At 72.0% G+C, this 16,301-nt stretch carries 16 protein-coding genes; 13 read left to right on the top strand and 3 right to left on the bottom strand.

What is annotated here, in order from left to right:
* The first annotated feature begins 106 nt into the window (after nucleotides 1-106).
* From ACZ7HT_RS36695 to ACZ7HT_RS36660, 8 genes are all read left to right on the top strand, one after another.
* Nucleotides 107-754 carry an HAD family hydrolase gene (locus tag ACZ7HT_RS36695; protein ID WP_471174069.1) on the top strand — a complete coding sequence of 216 codons (648 nt, stop codon included), beginning with the start codon at nucleotides 107-109 and terminating at the stop codon, nucleotides 752-754.
* 43 nt (nucleotides 755-797) lie between these two features.
* Nucleotides 798-2,000 (top strand): MFS transporter, encoded by a 1,203-nt coding sequence (locus tag ACZ7HT_RS36690; protein ID WP_471174067.1) that lies wholly within the window; start codon nucleotides 798-800, stop codon nucleotides 1,998-2,000.
* Nucleotides 1,969-3,147: an acetoin utilization protein AcuC gene (locus ACZ7HT_RS36685; protein ID WP_471174065.1), complete on the top strand. Its 1,179-nt coding sequence runs from the start codon at nucleotides 1,969-1,971 to the stop codon at nucleotides 3,145-3,147. The genes ACZ7HT_RS36690 and ACZ7HT_RS36685 overlap by 32 nt, the downstream gene beginning before the upstream one ends.
* A 140-nt stretch (nucleotides 3,148-3,287) precedes the next feature.
* On the top strand, nucleotides 3,288-4,103 hold the full coding sequence (locus ACZ7HT_RS36680) for a phosphatase (protein WP_471174063.1): 816 nt from the start codon (nucleotides 3,288-3,290) through the stop codon (nucleotides 4,101-4,103).
* Nucleotides 4,104-4,230: 127 nt separating this feature from the next.
* Nucleotides 4,231-4,440 (top strand): helix-turn-helix domain-containing protein, encoded by a 210-nt coding sequence (locus tag ACZ7HT_RS36675; RefSeq protein ID WP_030223786.1) that lies wholly within the window; start codon nucleotides 4,231-4,233, stop codon nucleotides 4,438-4,440.
* A 163-nt stretch (nucleotides 4,441-4,603) separates the two neighbouring features.
* Nucleotides 4,604-4,702 carry a 30S ribosomal protein bS22 gene (locus ACZ7HT_RS36670; protein WP_003948845.1) on the top strand — a complete coding sequence of 33 codons (99 nt, stop codon included), beginning with the start codon at nucleotides 4,604-4,606 and terminating at the stop codon, nucleotides 4,700-4,702.
* A gap of 136 nt (nucleotides 4,703-4,838) precedes the next feature.
* On the top strand, nucleotides 4,839-5,897 hold the full coding sequence (locus ACZ7HT_RS36665; RefSeq protein ID WP_471174061.1) for an NAD-dependent epimerase/dehydratase family protein: 1,059 nt from the start codon (nucleotides 4,839-4,841) through the stop codon (nucleotides 5,895-5,897).
* Nucleotides 5,898-5,912: 15 nt separating this feature from the next.
* On the top strand, nucleotides 5,913-6,944 hold the full coding sequence (locus ACZ7HT_RS36660; RefSeq protein ID WP_471174060.1) for a lysophospholipid acyltransferase family protein: 1,032 nt from the start codon (nucleotides 5,913-5,915) through the stop codon (nucleotides 6,942-6,944).
* Nucleotides 6,945-7,002: 58 nt separating this feature from the next.
* On the opposite strand, the gene ACZ7HT_RS36655 is transcribed toward ACZ7HT_RS36660, so the two are convergent.
* The 3 genes from ACZ7HT_RS36655 to ACZ7HT_RS36645 all read right to left on the bottom strand — a co-directional run bounded on the left by ACZ7HT_RS36655 (nucleotide 7,003) and on the right by ACZ7HT_RS36645 (nucleotide 10,701).
* Entirely contained in the window at nucleotides 7,003-8,247 is a 1,245-nt protein-coding gene (locus ACZ7HT_RS36655) for a DUF5667 domain-containing protein (RefSeq protein WP_471174058.1), read from the bottom strand.
* Nucleotides 8,248-8,545: 298 nt separating this feature from the next.
* Entirely contained in the window at nucleotides 8,546-9,331 is a 786-nt protein-coding gene (locus tag ACZ7HT_RS36650; RefSeq protein ID WP_471174057.1) for an ECF subfamily RNA polymerase sigma factor, BldN family, read from the bottom strand.
* Nucleotides 9,332-9,753: 422 nt separating this feature from the next.
* Complete coding sequence (locus ACZ7HT_RS36645) at nucleotides 9,754-10,701, bottom strand: HAD family hydrolase (RefSeq protein ID WP_471174056.1); 948 nt, start codon at nucleotides 10,699-10,701, stop codon at nucleotides 9,754-9,756.
* A 94-nt stretch (nucleotides 10,702-10,795) separates the two neighbouring features.
* Here ACZ7HT_RS36645 and ACZ7HT_RS36640 point away from each other — a divergent pair, with 94 nt between their 5' ends.
* From ACZ7HT_RS36640 to ACZ7HT_RS36620, 5 genes are all read left to right on the top strand, one after another.
* Complete coding sequence (locus ACZ7HT_RS36640; protein ID WP_471174054.1) at nucleotides 10,796-11,074, top strand: glutaredoxin family protein; 279 nt, start codon at nucleotides 10,796-10,798, stop codon at nucleotides 11,072-11,074.
* Nucleotides 11,075-11,346: 272 nt separating this feature from the next.
* Complete coding sequence (locus ACZ7HT_RS36635; RefSeq protein WP_471174053.1) at nucleotides 11,347-12,156, top strand: redox-sensing transcriptional repressor Rex; 810 nt, start codon at nucleotides 11,347-11,349, stop codon at nucleotides 12,154-12,156.
* Nucleotides 12,153-13,508: a glutamyl-tRNA reductase gene (locus tag ACZ7HT_RS36630; protein WP_471174051.1), complete on the top strand. Its 1,356-nt coding sequence runs from the start codon at nucleotides 12,153-12,155 to the stop codon at nucleotides 13,506-13,508. Before ACZ7HT_RS36635 ends, ACZ7HT_RS36630 begins: the two co-directional genes overlap by 4 nt.
* Nucleotides 13,505-14,491 carry a hydroxymethylbilane synthase gene (gene hemC / locus ACZ7HT_RS36625; RefSeq protein WP_471174049.1) on the top strand — a complete coding sequence of 329 codons (987 nt, stop codon included), beginning with the start codon at nucleotides 13,505-13,507 and terminating at the stop codon, nucleotides 14,489-14,491. The genes ACZ7HT_RS36630 and hemC overlap by 4 nt, the downstream gene beginning before the upstream one ends.
* Nucleotides 14,488-16,158, top strand: a complete 1,671-nt coding sequence (locus tag ACZ7HT_RS36620) for a bifunctional uroporphyrinogen-III C-methyltransferase/uroporphyrinogen-III synthase (protein WP_351188942.1) — start codon at nucleotides 14,488-14,490, stop codon at nucleotides 16,156-16,158. Before hemC ends, ACZ7HT_RS36620 begins: the two co-directional genes overlap by 4 nt.
* Nucleotides 16,159-16,301 lie beyond the last annotated feature (143 nt).

Below are 16,301 nucleotides of genomic sequence, written 5' to 3'. Positions count from 1 at the left end.
GCAGGGGGGACCCTGTGGGAGAGTAGGACGCCGCCGAACAATTTTTAGCCTCAACCCCCGGACCTTGTCCGGGGGTTGAGGCATTTTTGCGTTCTACGCTGGGGCCATGCGATACGACCTGGTGATCTTCGACAATGACGGTGTGCTCGTGGACAGCGAGCCGATCTCCAACAAGCTGCTGGCCGGCTATCTGACCGAGCTGGGGCATCCCACCACGTACGAGGAATCGGTACGGGACTTCATGGGCTCCGCCATGCACCGCATCCACGAGCTGGTCGAGGAGCGGAGTGGGCGGAAGCTGCCCGCCGAATTCGACGACACGTTCCACGCCCGCGTCTTCGCCGCCTTCCAGGCCGAGTTGGAGGCCGTGGACGGGGCCGCCGACGTGCTCAAGGGGCTGGTCGCCGCCGGCGTTCCGTACTGTGTCGCCTCCTCCGGGAGCCATGAGCGGATTCGGGTCGGACATCGGAAGACCGGGCTCGACGCCTGGTTCCGGGACGAGATCGTCTTCAGCGCCGAGGACGTGGGCCGGGGGAAGCCGTGGCCCGATCTGTTCCTGCACGCGGCCGCGCGGATGGGGGTCGCGCCCGAGCGGTGTGTGGTGGTCGAGGACAGCCGGCTCGGGGTCCAGGCGGCCGTGGCGGCCGGGATGGACGTGTACGGGTTCACCGCGATGACGGCGGAGGAGAAGCTCGAAGGGGCCAAGGGCTTCTTCCGGAGGATGGACGAGCTCCCCGCCATTTTCGGGATGTGATCCATCTACCCAGCGGTAGGTTCCGGCCGTACGCTGTGCGGCCATGACAGATGCGCGGTTGCGGCGTGGGCGGGGAGCCCTGGCGGTCAGTTTCTTCGTGCAGGGCGTCACCTTCGCCCTGCTCGTGACGCGAATACCGGCCATCCAGGACCAGTACGGGATCTCGGACGGGCTGCTGCCTGCCTTCCTCGCCGCGGTGCCGATCCTGGCCGGGGTGGCGAGCGTGGTGACCGAGAAGGTCGTCGCCCGGGTGGGGCCCGCGGTCGTGCTGCGGTGGGTGCAGCCTTTCGTTCTCCTCGCGCTTCTCGCCGCCGGGCTCGGATCCCAGCTCTGGCACGCGGCCCTCGCGCTCGGGCTCTTCGGGCTCTCGGTCGGCGCGCTCGACGCCTCCATGAACATGCTGGGGGTCAGCCTCCAGACGGCGTACGGCCGGAGCATCATGCTCGGCTTCCACGCCGCGTACAGCCTCGGCGGGATCGCGGGGGCCTCGCTGGCCTGGGTGGGGGCGCACTGGCACCTGTCGCTGTTCGTGTCCTATCTGCCGGTGGTGGCCGTGCTGCTGCCCGTCGCGCTCGTCGGCAGCCGGTGGTACGTGACGGGTTCCGTGGCGGCCGGGGCGGTCGAGGCCGGGGAGGGGAAGGGGAGCGGTGTCCTGTTCAAGGTGCTGCTGCCGCTCTGTCTCGTGATGACCTTCGCGTACATCGGGGACTCGACGGTCTCCAACTGGAGCGCCAAGTACCTCCAGGACGTGCTCGGCAGCTCGGAGGAGCTGGCGACCGTGCCGTACAACGCGTACATGGTGACGACGCTGCTCGGGCGGGCCGTCGGGGACTTCGGGGTGCGGCGTTTCGGGGCCGTCGTGGTCGTCCGGGCGGGCGCGGTGCTCGCGGCGCTCGGGTTCGCGGGGGTCGCCGCGTCTCAGGGCGCCTGGGCGGGGATCGCCGGGTTCACGGTGCTCGGGCTCGGGCTGAGCGTGATCGTGCCGCAGACCTTCGCCGCGGCGGGGAGGCTGTTCCCGGGGGCCAGCGACGCGGCGGTCGCGCGGCTCAACGTCTTCAACTATGTGGGCTTTCTCGTCGGGTCCCCTCTGGTCGGGGCGCTCGGGGACGCGTGGAGCTATCGGGGGGCCATGCTGGTGCCGATGGTGCTGGTCCTGGTGACGGTGGTGTACGCCACGTCGTTCGGTTCGCGCGAGGCCCGATACCGTGGCGGGCATGAGCGGCCGCGCACTGTTGATGTGGGATGAAGCTGTCACGCAGTACGACTTCGGGTCCGAGCATCCGATGGATCCGGTACGGCTCGCGCTGACGATGTCGCTGGTGCGGGCCTACGGCCTCGACCGGGCGGTGGACGTGGTCGCGGCGAAGCCGGCCGGGGACTCGACGCTGCGGCTCGTGCACCGCGAGGACTATGTGGCGGCGGTGCGGGCGGCCTCGGCGGATCCGCGCCACGCCGACCAGGCGTACGGGCTCGGCACGGTCGACGATCCGGCGTTCGCCGGGATGCACGAGGTGTCCGCGCTGATCGCCGGGCAGTCGGTGGGCGCGGCGGAGGCCCTGTGGCGAGGGGAGGCCTCGCACGCGGTGAACTTCGCGGGCGGGCTGCACCACGCGATGCCGGGCTCGGCCTCCGGCTTCTGCATCTACAACGACGCCTCGCTCGCCATCGCCCGGCTGCTCGAACTGGGCGCCGAGCGGGTCGCGTACGTGGACGTGGACGTGCACCACGGGGACGGGGTGCAGGCGGCGTTCTGGGAGGACCCGCGGGTTCTGACCGTCTCGCTGCACGAGCATCCGCGGACGCTGTTCCCGCAGACGGGCTGGCCCGAGGAGACGGGCGCGGCGGGGGCCGGTGAGGGCGGGGCCGTGAACGTGGCGCTGCCGGCCGGGACGGGCGACGCGGGATGGCTGCGGGCCTTCCACGCGGTCGTACCGGAGCTGCTCGCGGACTTCCGGCCGCAGGTGCTGGTGACGCAGCACGGCGCGGACACGCACTTCGAGGATCCGCTGGCGCACCTGGCGGTGTCGCTCGACGCGCAGCGGGCGGTGCAGGAGGCCTGTCACGAGCTGGCGCACGCGCATGTCGAGGGAGGGCGCTGGCTGGCCCTGGGCGGGGGCGGGTACGCGGTGGTGGACGTCGTACCGCGGTCGTGGACGCATCTGGTGGGGATCGCGGCGCACGCTCCGGTGGATCCGGAGTCGGTGATCCCGGCGTCCTGGCGGGACGAGGTGTACGCGCGGACCCGGCAGCTCGGGCCGGCGCGGATGACGGACGGGCGGTGGCCGGTGGGCTTCCGGGACTGGGCCGAGGGGTACGACCCGGCGGACCGGCTCGACCAGGCGGTGCTCGCGACGCGGAAGGCGGCGTTCCCGCTGCGGGGGCTGCTCGCGTAAGGGATCTGGGGCGTTCTCCCCAGGCGATCTGGAGCGTTCTCCCCAGGAGATCTAGAACGTTCTCCTGGGCGTTACGCCGACTGTGGGGTGTCCGGGAGGTTTGGACGTCCGGGCGGCGGTGTTCCGGCAGCATCGGTCGGGTGGTGAGTACCGGGGCGCTGCGGGCGCATCTGTTGGCGTCGGGGTTGGCCGGGACGGTGGCGACCCCCCGGGAGGACAACCTGCGGAGCTATCGGCTCTTCGCCGCGCGCGATCCGCGGGTGCTGCTCGGGCTCGATCCGGCGTGGGGGTGGGACGAGGCCGGGCTGCTGCGGCTGATGGCCGACAAGTGCGGGGTGTCGGGGGATCCGGCGCACCGGTCGGGGCGGGACGTCATCGATCCGGAGCGTACGGTGCGGGGGCTCGACGCCTTCGCGGCGCGCCTGGGCGCGGCGGCGGCGCGGCGGGTGCCGGTGCTGCTCGGGACGGGGCATCCGCACCGTCTGCTCGGTTTCTACGCCGCTCTCGCAGACGCCTTGTCGGCGGCGGGATGTCTTGTCCTCACACCGGCGCAGGGGAGATGTGTCGACATAACGACCCGGTTCGGCGTACGTACGTACCTCCTCGACTACGTACGCGGGGTCGCGCTGGTACGGGAACCGGGGCCGTCCGCCGACGGGCGCGTGCCGGGGGCGCACTCCCACTCGCCGCTGCCGGTTAGGGCCGCTCTGGAGAGCGCGGCCGACGGCGGCGGGCCGCTGCCGGAGCTGGTGGTGGGGGATCACGGATGGGTCTGCGGGGCAGGTCAGCTGGGTATCGAGGCCATCGGTCTTGCCGATACGGATGATCCGGCGCTGTTCGTCGGGGAGGCGGAGGGGCAGGTGTCGGTGGCCGTTCCGCTTGATGACGGCGTGCGCTCCGCCTCGTACCTCCCGCTCACGCGCTATGTACTCAATCGAGCGTGTCTGTCACGGTAAACGGCCGATGGCAGCTCCTCTTCCCCACTCGTACCACCCGCCCCTAGTCTGGAGAGTGAGCGCTCGGCGACGAAGAGTCACCGGAGGGGAAGCCGGTGGGCGTCGCGGCGGAAGGTACAGGTGGGTCATGGCTGCTGGCGATCGACCTCTCAACGAGGTCAAGTTTCTGACCGTGGCGGAAGTCGCCTCGGTGATGCGCGTGTCGAAGATGACCGTGTACCGCTTGGTGCACAGCGGTCATCTGCCGGCGATCCGGGTGGGGAGGTCCTTCCGGGTGCCGGAACAGGCCGTTCACGAGTACCTGAGGGAGTCCTTCGTGGGGGTGGGGACCGCGTAGCGGGCGCGCTGCCGAACAGCCGGTGAGCGGAGTCCGGCCCTCGGATTACTTGCGCGGTGCTCGGGACGGTAGGCTAGGCCGACGTAGGTCGTGTGGGCCCAGACGCCCCGCACCGATCCCCGCCGGGAGGCGGGGATGTTCCGAGAAGTGAGCGAGGGTAGTCGTGGGCTCTGTTATCAAGAAGCGGCGCAAGCGGATGGCGAAGAAGAAGCACCGCAAGCTGCTCAAGCGCACGCGCGTTCAGCGTCGCAACAAGAAGTAAGGCGACAGCTGCTTCGCAGCGTTTGCGTCAGGCGTGGCCCTTCACCGTTCTTCGGTGGAGGGCCACGCTTTTATCCCCTGGAAATCTCCAGACGCTACGGTGTCGTCCAACGGAAGACGGACGGAAGGCGCTGATCTTGGGCAAGGTCGTGCTCGTCACCGGTGCCGCACGGCATCTGGGCGGCCGCTTCGTGCGGCGGATCCAGCGGGACCCCGAAGTGGAGCGGGTGATCGCCGTCGACGCGGTCGACCCCGCGCACCAGCTCGGCGCCGCCGAGTTCGTACGGGCGGACATCCGCCGGCCCGAGATCGCCAAGGTCCTCGCGGAGCACGACGTCGACACGGTGGTCCATCTGGACGTCACCGGTACGGCGCTGGGCGGCGGCGGCCGGACGTCGGTCAAGGAGACCAACGTCATCGGCACCATGCAGCTCCTCGGCGCCTGCCAGAAGTCGCCGCGGATCCGGCGCCTGGTCATCAAGTCCAGTACGAGCGTCTACGGCTCCGCGCCCCGGGACCCGGCCGTCTTCACCGAGACGACGCCCGCGAAGTCCCTGCCGAGCGGCGGCTTCGCGAAGGACGCCGTCGAGGTCGAGGGGTACGTCCGGGGCTTCGCCCGGCGCCGCCCGGACGTGGCGGTGTGCGTGCTGCGGTTCGCGAACATCCTCGGGCCCCGGGTCGACTCCCCGCTCGCCGAGTACCTGGCGCTGCCGGTGCTGCCGACCGTCCTCGGCTACGACCCGCGGCTGCAGTTCGTCCACGAGGACGACGTCGTCGACGTGCTGCGCCTGGCGGCGCACGAGCCCCGCAGGGCGACCCAGAACAGCGGCACGTTCAACGTGGCCGGGGACGGGGTGCTGCTCCTGTCCCAGTGCGCGCGGCGGCTCGGGCGGCCGACGGTGCCGGTGCTGCTGCCCGCGGTCACCTGGGTGGGCACCGCGCTGCGCACGGTCGGGATCACCGACTTCGCGCCCGAGCAGATCCGGCTGCTCACCCACGGCCGGGTCGTCTCGACGGTCCACACGCGCGAGGTCCTCGGCTTCTCCCCGCGCTACTCGACGGCGGAGGCGCTCGCGGACTTCGCGCGCGGCCGGGGGCCGGGGCTGCTGCCGCCCGAGCTGCTAGCGGGGGCCGTGGACCGGCTCGCCGGGCGCCTCACCACCCCTGACGCTTCCCCCGTTCACCACGGCGCCTGAGGAGACCCGACTGCGATGGCGGACGCCAAGGTCATTCCGTTCGACGACGACCGCTCACGGGCCCGGCGGCGGCCCGCCAGGGCTGTGGGCGAGGAAGCGGCCGTACGGGCCCTGCCGGGGCCTCAGCAGGCCCCGGGGGAGCCCGCTGGAGCCGCGGAGCCCGAGCCCGCGCCGGTGCGGGAGCCGGAGCCGGACGCGGGCGGGCGGAGCGGCTGGGAGCGGCGGCTGGCGGGCGGGCTCGCGTTCCTGCGGCGGCGCGTCACCGGCGAGTACGAGGTCGACGAGTTCGGCTACGACGAGGAGCTCACCGACCAGGTCCTGATGTCGCTGCTGCGCCCGCTGTACGAGAAGTACTTCCGGGTGGAGGTGAAGGGCGTCGAGAACATCCCGGCCGAGGGCGGGGCGCTGATCGTCGCCAACCACTCCGGGACGCTGCCGCTGGACGGGCTGATGATGCAGGTCGCCGTCCACGACCACCATCCGGCCGGGCGGCACCTGCGGCTGCTCGCGGCGGACCTGGTCTTCGTCCTGCCCGTCGTCAACGAGCTGGCCCGCAAGGCGGGGCACACGCTGGCCTGCGCGGAGGACGCGGAGCGGCTGCTGCGCTCCGGCGAGATCGTCGGCGTCATGCCGGAGGGCTTCAAGGGGGTCGGGAAGCCCTTCGGAGAGCGGTACAAGCTCCAGCGGTTCGGGCGGGGCGGCTTCGTGTCGACGGCGCTGCGGGCCGGGGTGCCGATCGTGCCCTGCTCGATCGTGGGCGCGGAGGAGATATACCCGATGCTCGGGAACGCCAGGACGCTGGCGCGGGTGCTCGGGTTCCCGTACTTCCCGCTCACCCCGACCTTCCCGTGGCTGGGGCCGCTCGGGGCGCTGCCGCTGCCGACGAAGTGGACGATCCAGTTCGGCGAGCCGATCCCGACGGACTCGTACGCGCCGGAGGCGGCGGAGGACCCGATGCTGATGTTCAACCTGACGGATCAGGTGCGGGAGCAGATCCAGCACGCGCTCTACAAGTTGCTGGTGCAGCGGCGGTCGGTGTTCTTCTGAGTCCTCCGACGCGTGAAGGAGGGGCGCCCCCCGTCCGTGGGGGCGCCCCTCCTCCTTGCTAGCGAGCGTCCTCGCTGTCGATGCCGAGGCCCGGAAGGAGGCCCGGCAGGAGTGGCGGCAGGGTCACGTCCGGCATGTCCGGGGTCGGCTGACCCTGGACGGGGGCCGTCGGTGTGCCCGTCGGTGCCGGGTTGAGCAGTCCGCCGGTGTTGCCGCCGAGGAGGCCGTCGTCCTCGTGCGAGCCGGTGCTGCTGGCCGCGCTCGGGGTGCTTCCCGTGCCGGACCCGGAGGGGCGGGGCGCGGCGGAGTGGCTGCCCGAGGGGGACGTCTCCTGGCCGGCCGGCGGACGGGTGTCCGCGCCGGGGGTGTCCTTCGGGGTGCCGGGCCTGCTGCGCGGTCCCTCGGAGTCGATCGTGCCCCTGCCGGGGGTGCGGGGCAGCACCGACTGGAGCGGCTCGACGTCTTCGTCTATGGCGTCGAAGACGTCCGTCACCTCGCTGCCGACGTCCGCCAGCTGGACGGGGAGCCGGTCGCGGAGGCCGTTCCAGGTGTCCCGGTGGGACTGCGCGAAGGAGTTGAGCCGGGCCATGGGGCCGATCTCGCCGTCCCGCTGGTACGCCTCGCGGAGCAGCCGGCGGCCCTCGGAGGCGTCGTGCTTCATTCCGCCCAGGACCCGGCGGATCTCGGCGAGGGACTCGTGGTCGAGCTCCCCGGCGCGGCCGCGCTCCATGAGGCGGCGGGCCTCGCTGAGGCGGGTGGAGGCCTGGTCGAGGTAGATGCCGCCGCGGTCCGCGTCGTCGTCCGCCATGCCCAGCTTGATGTCCTCCATGCCCCGCTTGAGCCCGTAGAGCGAGTCACCGGGGAGGGCGTCGGAACTGGCAGCGGCCACTCCGCCGAAGGCGCCCGCCGCCACACCGACCGTGAGGCCGCCGGCGGCGAGGCCCTTGGTCCAGCGGGACCGGGGGCGCAGCTTCCGGAGCGGGGACGCCCGGTGGGTTCCCTTGCCCGTGGATGCCCGCTGCTCCGGCACCGTAGGGCCCCCGGCCGCGCTGCCCTCCATGAGCATCGCTTCCATGGCGGCGACGAGCTGGGCTCGTTGCACCACCTTGACCTCGGGGTCGAGCTGTGGCTTCGGCAGCTCGCCGAGGCCGTTCGCCAAGGCCAACAGCCGCCCGTGTCCGGCGGGTTCAGCCGGCTCCGCCGGGGCCTCGGGCTGCTCGGCCGCCGCGTCCTCGGACGCCCGGTCCTCCAGGGCCTGGGCGAAGGCGTTCGCCCGCCGGTGCGCCGATACGTTCGCGATCACTGGCGGCACCTCCTCTCGTCATGACGGTCGACTCCCCGGGGTGTCCGGAAGGTTGCACACCTTGAGCACATCCACACGAAAGAGTGAGTGGCTGCGGACATGGCGTGACCACAGGGAGCCTGCATCCCGCACAACGAGCGGCGCGGCACTTGGGTTACGCGCGAAAGATGATCGGACCAGTGCGTCATCGGGGCGTCACCGACTGTGAGTTGGGCGGGGGTCGTGGGGATGTGGGGGGAGGGGCCGGCGTGGGGGCGCGGACCCGGGTGCGGGGGTACGTGTGGGGGGCGCGGAGCGGTCAGCGGGCGTCGTCCGGGAGGAGGCGGGCCAGGGTGCGGACGGCCCGGTACTGGAGGGTCTTGATCGCCCCCTCGTTCTTGCCCATGACCCGGGCGGTCTCGGCGACCGAGAGGCCCTGGAGGAAGCGCAGGGTCACGCACTCCTGCTGCTGGGGATTGAGGCGGCGGACCGCGTCGAGCAGGGCGGCGTTCGACAGGGACTCCAGGACGGAGTCCTCCGGGCTGCGCTCGACCTCGTTGGCGTCGAGCATCTCGCCGGTGGTGACTTCCAGGCGGAAGCGGCTGGACTTGAAGTGGTCGGCCACCAGGTTCCGGGCGATGGTGACGAGCCAGGCGCCGAAGTCGCGGCCCTGCCAGGTGAAGGTGGAGATCCGGCGCAGGGCGCGCAGGAAGGTCTCGCTGGTGAGGTCCTCCGCCGTCGCCTTCCCGCCGACGCGGTAGTAGATGTAGCGGTAGACGGTGTCGCTGTACTGGTCGTACAGGCGGCCGAAGGCCTCGGCCTCGCCGGCCTGGGCGCGCTCGACCAGGTCCATCATGCGGGCGCTGTCGCTGTCCGCGGTGGGGCGGCGGGCGGTGGTCGAGGCTCCTGAGCGAGCGCCCCGTCTGCCGACGGCGGGGCCGCCGTCGGCCAGGGCATAGCAAGGGCCGGCGGGTGCCGGGGCGGCGAAGGCGAAGGCGGGGACAGGGCCGGCGTACGCGGTGGGGACGAAGCCGCGCAAGTGGTCGAGGACCGTTGCGCGCAGCGTAGCCAGGCCCGAGGTGTCAACCCCGACGTGTGGGTACACGGGACTCCCAGAGGCAGAGCTTCCATCACGTGCAGTGCGGGACCGTTCACCCGTCGTGGCGACGTGAGGGGTCCTTTGTGCGTCTGAGGAGAATAACGCTTCGTACAGGCAGCGCTACACCCAGTTGCTCAAATCACCGGTTACGTCGTATCTGTTACTGCTTGTAGTCGCATCAAGTCGCAGTTCGTGACCAGTTGTTGATCGTTTTGCTTCCGAGTGTGACTGCGTGGGCGATGCGTTGTGCTCAAGTGCGGGGCGCGCGAGTGAACGGGGCCGCTGCGGGGTAAGGGCGCGGGAATGCCCGGGAGTCGACCTGTGCGGTGCTGTTCGACCACGGACGGGTGAGCGCGGCTGGTCCGGGGTTGTCGCAGATGATCGCAGCCGAAACGTATCGCCACCGCGGGCCGTGACGCCCGCGCGCGTCAGTGGCGGCGGCGGTGCAGGGCGACCGCGGCGGCCGTGCCGCCCGCCAGCGCGCCCAGGCCCGCGGCGGCCGGGATGCCGACCTTCGCGGCCTTCCGGCCGGTCCGGTAGTCGCGCAGCCGCCACTCCCGGTCCTTCGCGTGCTTGCGCAGCTTGGTGTCCGGGTTGATCGCGTACGGATGCCCCACGAGCGACAGCATCGGGATGTCGTTGTGCGAGTCGCTGTACGCGGCGCAGCGGTTCAGATCGAGGCCCTCGGCGGCGGCGAGAGCCCGTACCGCCTCGGCCTTGGCCGGTCCGTGCAGGGGCTCGCCGACCAGTTTGCCCGTGTAGACGCCGTCGACCGACTCGGCGACCGTGCCGAGCGCGCCCGTCAGGCCGAGCCGGCGGGCGATGATCGTGGCCGTCTCCACCGGGGCGGCCGTGACCAGCCAGACCTTCTGGCCCGCGTCCAGGTGCGCCTGGGCGAGGGAGCGGGTGCCGGGCCAGATGCGGTCGGCCATGTACTCGTCGTAGATCTCCTCGCCGATCGACATCAGTTCGGAGACGCGGTGGCCCTTGACGATGGACAGGGCGCTGTCGCGGGCGTCCTGCATGTGCTCGGGGTCCTCGACCCCGGCGATCCGGAACCAGGCCTGTGCCCACGCGAAGCGCGCGAGTTCACGGCGCTGGAAGAACTTCCGCTTGTACAGGCCGCGGCCGAAGTGGAAGAGCGCGGCGCCCTGCATCACGGTGTTGTCGAGGTCGAAGAAGGCGGCCGCGCGCACGTCGCCTACGACCGGGAACTCGGGCTCCGCGGCCTCGGTTTCGGCGGCGGCGGACTCCTCGCGCTCCTGTTCCAGCTGGAGCGAGGACTTGCGCGCCGCCTCGGCGGCGGCCTCGCCTGCCAGGACGCTGCGCGCGGTGGCGGAGCGCCTACGGGGGGTGAGCCATCCCAGAGCGGCCATGTCGTTGAGCATAGCCAGTCTGTTCGGTACTTCCCGACTTGTGAGGATGCCGTCGCGTGAACAGTGGGGGACTCCGCTGTTACCCGGCGCCAGAATGGACGCCATGTTCGGACGTACGAAGAAGAAGACCGCCGTGTCGCGCGTGGTGACGCTGATCGGCAAGCCGGGGTGTCATCTCTGCGACGACGCCCGCGCGGTGATCGAGGCCGTGTGCGCGGAGACCGGAGCATCCTGGGAGGAGAAGGACATCACTCAGGACGAGGAGCTCCACCGGGCGTACTGGGAGCAGATTCCCGTCGTCCTCGTCGACGGCGAGCAGCACACCTTCTGGCGCGTGGACGCCGGGCGGCTCCGGCGTGAACTGGGTGCGTGACCGAAAGGCGGCTACCATCATGGACGTTTTGTTGGGTTTCGGGGGCGGCATCGTGAGGAGAGTGTGCGGCTTTGCCTCCTTCGGGATCTCAACGCGCTGAGGCACTCCGCGGTTCCGCGACGATACGAACCGGCCGCGTGACCCCGGTCACTTTGGGCGGACAAAACGGACACCATCTTTGTGCACGCGTTCACAAAGACATAGCCTGCATTCGACGGGGCGGTCTTGTGACGTATGGCCGCCTGCAGCCCCGCTCATCCCGCAGGAGCACCGTGGCAACTGGCCGAACTCACCGACCGGCGACCCGTAGCCGAGGAATTCCCGAGGCCACCGTCGCCCGGCTTCCGCTGTATCTGCGCGCACTCACCGCGCTCTCGGAGCGCTCCGTACCCACGGTCTCCTCCGAAGAGCTCGCGGCCGCCGCGGGGGTCAACTCCGCGAAGCTGCGCAAGGACTTCAGCTATCTCGGCTCGTACGGCACCCGTGGTGTCGGATACGACGTCGAGTACCTCGTCTATCAGATCTCCCGTGAGCTGGGGCTCACCCAGGACTGGCCCGTCGTCATCGTCGGCATCGGTAACCTCGGTGCCGCCCTCGCCGGCTACGGCGGCTTCGCCTCCCGGGGCTTCCGTGTCGCCGCGCTCATCGACGCCGACCCCGCCATGACCGGCAAGCCGGTCGCCGGGATCCCCGTCCAGCACAGCGACGACCTCGAGAAGATCATCAGCGAGGACGGCGTCTCCATCGGCGTCATCGCGACCCCGGCCGGCGTCGCCCAGCAGGTCTGCGACCGGCTCGTGGCCGCCGGAGTCACCTCCATCCTGAACTTCGCCCCCACCGTGCTCTCCGTGCCCGACGGCGTCGACGTGCGCAAGGTCGACCTCTCCATCGAGCTGCAGATCCTCGCCTTCCACGAGCAGCGCAAGGCCGGCGAGGAGACCAGCGCCGAGGAGGGCCCCGAGGCGCACGCCGAGCCGGAGCCCGAGCCCGCCGCCGTCGTGGCACCGGCCCCCCGTGGCACCACGGGCACCACCGGTCGCAAGGGACCCGACGGGGACGTCCCCGCGGTGATGCCCGCATGAGCCTCCTCGTCGTCGGCCTCAGCCACCGCAGCGCCCCCGTCTCCATCCTGGAGCGGGCCTCGCTGTCGGCGGACACCCAGGCCAAGCTGCTCCAGGACACCCTCGCCGCCGAACCGGCCGCCGAGGCCACCGTCCTGGCCACCTGCAACCGCATCGAGCTCTACGCCGACGTGGACAAGTTCCACGCCGGTGTCGCCGAGCTGTCCACGCTGCTCGCCCAGCACAGCGGCGTCGGCCTGGACGAGCTCACTCCTTATCTCTATGTGCACTACGAGGACCGGGCCGTCCACCACCTCTTCTCGGTGGCCTGCGGGCTCGACTCCATGGTCGTCGGCGAGGGCCAGATCCTCGGCCAGATCAAGGACACCCTCGCCCTCGGCCAGGACCTCCACACCGCGGGACGCCTCCTCAACGACCTGTTCCAGCAGGCCCTGAGGGTCGGCAAGCGCGCCCACAGCGAGACCGGCATCGACCGGGCCGGGCAGTCGCTCGTCACCTTCGGCCTGGAGCAGCTCGCGCAGGACACCGACGTCGAGATCTGGGCCAAGGGCAAGAAGGCCCTCGTCATCGGTGCCGGCTCGATGTCCTCGCTCGCCGCCGCCACCCTCGCGCGCTCCGGCGTCTCCGAGATCGTCATCGCCAACCGCACCCTGGCCCGCGCCGAGCGGCTCGCGCAGATCCTGAACGAGCCCGGGGGAACGGGCGTGGCCGCACGCGCGGTCGAGATGGTTGCCGTCGGCGACGAACTGACACGTGCCGACGTCGTCGTCTCCTGCACCGGCGCCACCGGACTCGTCCTCACCGGCGAGGCCGTCGAGGACGCCGCGCGCGGACGCCGCGACCCGCTCTTCCTCCTCGACCTCGCCATGCCCCGCGACATCGACGCCGCCGCCCACCGCATCCCCGGTGTCCGGCTCGTCGACATCGAGTCGCTCGCCGAGGCCTCCGCCGACGCCCCCATGGCCTCCGACGTCGACCAGGTCCGCGGCATCGTCTCCGACGAGGTCGCCGCCTTCGGCGCCGCCCAGCGCGCCGCCCACATCACCCCGACCGTGGTCGCCCTGCGCACCATGGCCGCCGAAGTGGTCGCCGGTGAGGTCGCCCGCCTCGAAGGCCGCCTCCCCGGCCTCGACGACAAGCAGCGCGCCGAGATCACCCAGACGGTGCGCCGCGTCGTCGACAAGCTCCTGCACGCGCCGACCGTGCGGGTCAAGCAGCTGGCCAGCGAGCCCGGCGGCGCCGGGTACGCGGACGCGCTGCGGACACTCTTCGACCTCGACCCGGAGACGGTGGCTTCTGTCAGCCGGGCCGACCTGAATGACGCCGACGTCAAGAACCGAGGGCGAGTATGACCGAGAGGGCACTGAGGCTCGGGACCAGGCGCAGCAAGCTCGCCATGGCCCAGTCCGGGCATGTGGCCGACGCGGTCCGGCAGCTGACCGGCCGGCCCGTCGAGCTCGTGGAGATCACGACGTACGGGGACACCTCCCGGGAGCACCTCGCGCAGATCGGCGGCACCGGCGTCTTCGTCGCCGCGCTGCGCGACGCGCTGCTCGCCGGCGAGGTGGACTTCGCCGTGCACTCCCTGAAGGACCTGCCGACCGGCCGGCACCCCGACCTGGTGCTGGCCGCGATCCCGCTGCGCGAGGACCCGCGCGACGTACTGATCGCGGGCGAGGGCGTCACGCTGGACACGCTGCCCCAGGGCGCGCGCGTCGGCACCGGCTCCCCGCGGCGCATGGCGCAGCTCCACGCCTACGCGCGCAACCACGGCCTCGACATCACCTGCGTCCCCATCCGCGGCAACGTCGACACCCGCGTCGGCTACGTCCGCAAGGGCGAGCTCGACGCGGTCGTCCTGGCCGCCGCCGGACTCAACCGCATCGGCGGGACCGACGAGCTCCTCGGCGGCCTGACCGCCGAGCCGCTGGCCGTCGACACCGTCCTGCCCGCCCCCGGCCAGGGGGCCCTGGCCGTCGAATGCCTGGCGTCGAACACCGAACTCGTCGCCGCGCTCGCGCCGCTCGACGACCCGCACACGCGGGCCGCCGTGACCGCCGAGCGATCCCTGCTCGCCGCCCTGGAGGCCGGCTGCTCCGCACCCGTGGGTGCGCTGGCCGACCTGCTGGCCGACGACCCCGGTCACGGGCAGGTTGTCACCGAAATGCGCCTGCGCGGCGTCGTCGGCACCACCGACGGCTCGACGCTGGTGCAGCTGTCCACCACCGGACCCGTACCCACCTCGCACGACGAGGCCCTGGCGCTCGGACGCGAACTCGCGGACGAGATGCTCGCCAAGGGTGCGGCCGGTCTTATGGGGGAGCGAGCACTTTGAGCCCCACCAGCCCGACCACCAGCCCTCTGTCCCCGGCCTTCGCGGGCCATGGGCACGTCACGTTCCTCGGCGCAGGCCCGGGCGACCCCGGACTCCTGACCCTCAGGGCCGTCGAGGCCCTCGCGGGGGCGGACGTCCTGATCGCCGAGCCGGAGGTGCTCGAGGTCGTTCGCGGCCATGCGCGCGTGGGGGTGAGCACGCCTGAGCTGACGGTCGTTGACGAGGCGTCAACAACCGCCGGTGTCCCCGTGTTGAGGGATGCGGCCAATCTTGTCATGGAGGCCGCGCGGGGCGGCAGGCGGGTCGTCCGTGCGGTGACCGGCGACCCCGGACTCGACGGGAACGCCGGAGCCGAGATGCTCGCCTGCGCCGCCGAGGGCATCCCCTTCGAGGTCGTGCCCGGCGTCGCCACCGCCGTCGGCGTGCCCGCGTACGCCGGCGTCCCGCTGCGCGACGCGCAGGGCACCGACGTGCGCTTCGTCGACGCGCGGACCGCCGACGAGCGGTGCTGGGCCGAGGTCGGTGCCTCGGACGGGACCGTCGTCGTCTCCACGTCCCTCGACTCGGTCGCCGCGGCGGCCGGTGAGCTGGTGGCGGCTGGCCGTAAGCCGGACACCCCGCTCACCGTCACCATCGCGGGTACGACGACGCGCCAGCGCACCTGGAACGCGACCCTCGGGACGATCGCCCAGGTCTTCAAGCAGGGCAAGGTCCTCCCCTCGCCCGAAGGCCACCGGCCCGTCATAGCCGTGGTCGGCGAGCGCAGCGCCCCGGCGCAGCGGGACCAGCTGTCGTGGTTCGAGTCGAAGCCGCTCTTCGGCTGGCGGGTCCTCGTGCCGCGCACCAAGGAGCAGGCCGCGTCGCTCTCCGACCAGCTCCGCTCGTACGGCGCCGTGCCGCACGAGGTGCCGACGATCGCCGTCGAGCCGCCGCGCACCCCGCAGCAGATGGAGCGCGCGGTCAAGGGCCTCGTCACCGGCCGCTACGAGTGGATCGCCTTCACCTCGGTGAACGCGGTGAAGGCCGTACGGGAGAAGTTCGAGGAGTACGGGCTCGACGCCCGCGCCTTCGCCGGGATCAAGGTCGCGGCGGTGGGCGAGCAGACCGCGGCCGCGCTGGTCGACTTCGGCGTGAAGCCGGACCTCGTGCCGTCGGGCGAGCAGTCCGCGGCGGGGCTCCTGGAGGACTGGCCGCCCTACGACCCGGTCTTCGACCCGATCGACCGCGTCTTCCTGCCGCGCGCCGACATCGCGACCGAGACGCTCGTCGCGGGCCTCATCGAGCTCGGGTGGGAGGTCGACGACGTCACCGCCTACCGGACGGTGCGCGCGTCGCCGCCGCCGGCGGATACGCGGGAGGCGATCAAGGGCGGCGGCTTCGACGCCGTGCTCTTCACCTCCTCGTCGACCGTGCGGAACCTCGTCGGCATCGCCGGCAAGCCGCACAACGTGACCGTCATCGCCTGCATCGGGCCCGCCACGGCCAAGACGGCCGAGGAGCACGGGCTCCGGGTCGACGTGCTCTCGCCCGAGCCGTCCGTCCACAAGCTCGCCGAGGCGCTCGCCGACTTCGGCCTCCGCCGGCGCGAGTCCGCGCTGGAGGCGGGGGACCCGGTGACCCGGCCTTCGGAGCGGAGGCCGGGGGCGCGGAGGCGTCGCACGACGTAGCCGCCGCAGCGGTTCTCCCGGGGCGCGGGTCCGGTTTTCCACGGGCCCGGGGGGGGGGGGGGGGGGGGGGGGGGGGGGGGGGGGGGGGGGGGGGGGGGGGGGGGGGAGGGGGGGGGGGGGGGGGGGGGGGGGGGGGGGGGGGG

This window comes from Streptomyces sp. NPDC037410 (assembly GCF_055602235.1).
This window is presented reverse-complemented; position numbering and strand designations above follow the sequence as displayed.